The sequence below is a fragment of the Rhizomicrobium sp. genome (assembly GCF_056722145.1).
In genome coordinates this window covers 1-3,284 of record NZ_JBWZET010000261.1, presented here as the reverse complement: position 1 = coordinate 3,284, position 3,284 = coordinate 1, and the positions used below count along the sequence as shown (strand labels likewise).

Below are 3,284 nucleotides of genomic sequence, written 5' to 3'. Positions count from 1 at the left end.
GTTCTGGGTCGACAATCCGGCCGTGTTTCCCGGCAAGTCGGGATCGCTGGCGATCAACCGGATGGATGTCGTCGCGGGCGTGCCCGAGGCACCGGCGGCCGTTCTTGCGCTCGGCGGATTGCTGATGCTGGGGGCGCGGCGCTTCACTGGCTCGGCCGGGAATGGCAGATCACGTCAGGGCTTGGTGAAATAAAGGCCCACAGCTTTCGCCAGACCGCGTTCGAAGGCGGTGTGGAGGATGATGACCTCTTCAAGCTGTTTCTCGAAGGCCTTGAAACGTTGCCCCTTCCAGGGCTCCTGTAGCTTGCGCACGTTGGCAGCCATGTTGATCGAGTTGTGCAAGCCGCGCAGCAGGGTGCCGCGAACCTCGGTCGTCACATCGATTTCGGAATAAAATTTGAGGCCGGCGTCGCACAGCCATGTCTTCCAATCCTCGGCGTTGCGGCGGTCGGCGGCGGGTTTGCCGTTCGGCCCGCACATCACGTCGGCGACGAACAGCTGACCGTCCTTCTTCAGCGCCTTGGCGGCTTCCAGCGCCAGTCCGTGCGGTGAACCGGTGCACTTCGACGGCGACAGGATCGCGCAATGGGTCAGGCGGTTGGCGCCGAGCTGATTGGAACCGGGCTTCCAGGCAGCGAGCTTGATTTTGTCCTTCGGGCGCTTTTCCAGCTTCGACAGCGTCGACTCGCGTTCGAAGGTGTCGATCCAGATGCCGGCCTCGCGGCTGAAGGTGAACAGACGGTGGCCGAGCTGGTAGCAGACGCAGCCGAAGTTGCCGCCTTGTGTCGGCACGATGGTGCCGATCGCGCGCGACGCGAAGACGCTGTCGAACGGAGTCAGATTGCCCGCGCCCCACATGTCCTGGGCCACGGCGAGCCCGGATTCGAATGGTCCTTCGTCGAGCGAAAGCTCGACCTCTTTGGTCGGATCCTTCTGCCCGAGCAGAACGATCTTTGGTTTGCCCACCGCACTCATCGCGTCACTCCATTGCCGAAAATATTGGCCGGATGGACTTAATGCGGAATTAAGCACTGTCCTGCCGCGACAAGCTTGTCGCGACCTGGATGGCAATTGAGGCCAATTTCGCGCGGTTTTCGGGCAGTTGGCGGCGCCTGCTTAGTTTACGACCTGCTAACCATATCAGCGATCTGCCGCCCGCCGGAACGCGAGCCTGCGCGCGCGCGTTGAGCCTCACGCCACCCACAACGAGGAATGACCATGCCCAGCCCGAAATCAGCCGAGGACGTCCTGGCGACCGAGTTGAAGGAAATCTACAGCGCCGAAAAACAGCTGGCGCGGGCGCTGCCGCGGCTCGCGCGCAAAATCTCCAACGAACGGCTCAAGGAATGTCTCGACATGCGGGTCGAACAGGGGGGACGGCTGATCGACGAAATCGAGGAAGTTCTCGACGACATGGAGACCTCGCGCGGGCGGCCAAAGAATGTTGCTGCCGAAGGCCTCATCAAGGATGCCGAGGAGCACGCCCAGGAAATCGACGACGAGCGCTTCCTGGAACCGGTGCTCGCCGCCGCGGTGCAGAAGCTGGAGCATTATTGCATCGGCGCCTGGGGCACTGCCAAAGCGCTTGGCGAACTCCTGGAGATCGAGGGCGTCGTCTCGAGCATGGAGCGCGCGATCGAAGAGGGCCAGGAAATGGACGAGAACCTCACCCAGCTCGCCGAAGAAGAGCTCAACCCCGCCATGATCGAAGATGCAGAGGGCGAGGAAGCGGGCGAAGAGGAGGAAGAGGAACAATCCCGCCCGAAGCGCCGGCGGGCGTCGCGGTAATCTCTCACCAGAACGTATGCAGCCACTCCAAGTAGCGTTGGAAATCGCCGCCCTTGACCTTCAGGTCGGTCCATTCGCCAAGGTCGAGTGCGGCGTGGTCGCCGGTGAGCTGCGCGGCGGCGGGGACTTGTTCGCTGCGGTGGTCGCGCATGCCGTAGACGGGCACCGTCTTGAGGATCGCGTGGCGATGCCAGCTCTCCGGATCACCGGGATAGCTCGCCGCGATCGGCAGGCGCTCGGCCGCAGCGATTTCAAACGCCGTCTGGGCGGCCTGTTCAAGGCTGCGGTCCTTGTTCGCGTAAAGGAATTTGAGCGCCTTGTCGGGCGATTGGTGCGCCATGGTTCGATCCGTCGTCGGAAAGCGGTAGCCTGCAGCAAAACCGTTCACAAGGTTTAAAGTGACGTGTGACGCATCACAAGTATGTTTTTTCACATAATTACCAAGGCGGGCGATATAAATCTCCGCGGTGGCACGGCAGAGGTATGTCGTGGTGGCGCCTAGGCTGCGGGCGACCTTCTAAGGGCGGGGACACGTTCGCATCCGCTCACCATCGGCGCCGATGTTTATCGCCACCTGCTGCGCGATGCGTATCCGCGCCAATGCGGCGGCCAAATGCTACCTCGACCTCTGCGACGAAGGAGGGCCGGACCAGCGAAAACGCGGCGCTGCTGTTTGCTGTCGGCTTGATGACGTAAGGGTCACGAACAATGCCTAGTGCACCGGACCCGGACCCGTTCTAGGATGTGGCCGCTGCTTGGGGGGATCTCTTGAGGAGCGATCGATGCCGAACAGAACGAAACCCATTTGGATTGCCGTGATGGATGGCTCGGTGGCGCGGTATTTTGTGCTGCGCCGCGGCGACGAGGGCCAGGTCTTCGAAGAAACCGGTGGGGCGCCGACGCGCAAGAAACCCGACACGAAAGACACACCGCAATTCGCGCGCGAAGTCTGCGCCACGCTCGATAATGCGCAGGTGGAGCGGAAATTCGATCAGCTCGTGCTGGTGGCGCCGCCGCGGCTGCTGGCGGAACTGCGCGAGCACATGACGGCGCGGGTGCGTGCGACGCTCGCCCATCAGGTGCCGAAAAATCTCGCCGGGCTCGGCGTCGACGCGCTGTGGGAAAAACTGTCGGTCGTCCTGCTCAAGGCGGCGCGGCCGGTCAGCGGCAGCAACGGCCACGTGCCGACCGTCTCGGGCAACAGCCTGCCGGTGTCGGTGGTGTTCCGCAACATGGACGCGTCGGTGTCGGCGCAGGCCGCCGCGCTCAAATACGCCGCCAAGCTGGGGCGCAAATTCGGCCGCATCCAGAACTGCCGCGTCACGGTGGAAGCGCCCAAGCACGAGCATCGCAAGGTCAAGGAATTCCGCGTCGCCATCGACATGACGCTGCCTGGATGCGAAATCGCCGCCAAGGCGGCTTCGAGCGACGGCCCGGCGTTCGACGACCTCGGCACGGCGTTGCGTGACGCCTTTGCGACCGCGACGCGGCAGCTC

General features: G+C 63.2%; 5 protein-coding genes. 3 read left to right on the top strand and 2 right to left on the bottom strand.

Features of this window, described 5'->3' with window-relative positions:
- Positions 1-193, top strand: a 193-nt coding sequence (locus AC1P6P_RS13825; RefSeq protein WP_481403031.1) for a hypothetical protein, incomplete at its 5' end; no start/stop codon positions are given.
- Here AC1P6P_RS13825 and AC1P6P_RS13820 read toward each other — a convergent pair.
- Positions 175-975: a hypothetical protein gene (locus AC1P6P_RS13820; protein ID WP_481403030.1), complete on the bottom strand. Its 801-nt coding sequence runs from the start codon at positions 973-975 to the stop codon at positions 175-177. The genes AC1P6P_RS13825 and AC1P6P_RS13820 overlap by 19 nt on opposite strands.
- Before the next feature lie 243 nt (positions 976-1,218).
- On the opposite strand from AC1P6P_RS13820, the gene AC1P6P_RS13815 reads away from it, so the two are divergent.
- A complete protein-coding gene (locus AC1P6P_RS13815; protein WP_481403029.1) occupies positions 1,219-1,788 on the top strand; it encodes a YciE/YciF ferroxidase family protein in 570 nt (189 codons plus the stop codon).
- A gap of 4 nt (positions 1,789-1,792) precedes the next feature.
- Here AC1P6P_RS13815 and AC1P6P_RS13810 read toward each other — a convergent pair whose 3' ends face one another.
- Positions 1,793-2,128, bottom strand: coding sequence for a hypothetical protein (locus tag AC1P6P_RS13810; protein WP_481403028.1), 336 nt, complete (start codon positions 2,126-2,128; stop codon positions 1,793-1,795).
- Between the two features lie 442 nt (positions 2,129-2,570).
- Here AC1P6P_RS13810 and AC1P6P_RS13805 point away from each other — a divergent pair.
- Positions 2,571-3,284 (top strand): host attachment protein (locus tag AC1P6P_RS13805; protein WP_481403027.1); only part of this gene is annotated, 714 nt, incomplete at its 3' end.

Excerpts from the sequence above, each read along its gene's own strand:
- AC1P6P_RS13820 (WP_481403030.1), bottom strand. The coding sequence starts at position 975 with ATGAGTGCGGTGGGCAAACCAAAGATCGTTCTGCTCGGGCAGAAGGAT.
- AC1P6P_RS13815 (WP_481403029.1), top strand. The coding sequence starts at position 1,219 with ATGCCCAGCCCGAAATCAGCCGAGGACGTCCTGGCGACCGAGTTGAAG.
- AC1P6P_RS13810 (WP_481403028.1), bottom strand. The coding sequence starts at position 2,128 with ATGGCGCACCAATCGCCCGACAAGGCGCTCAAATTCCTTTACGCGAAC.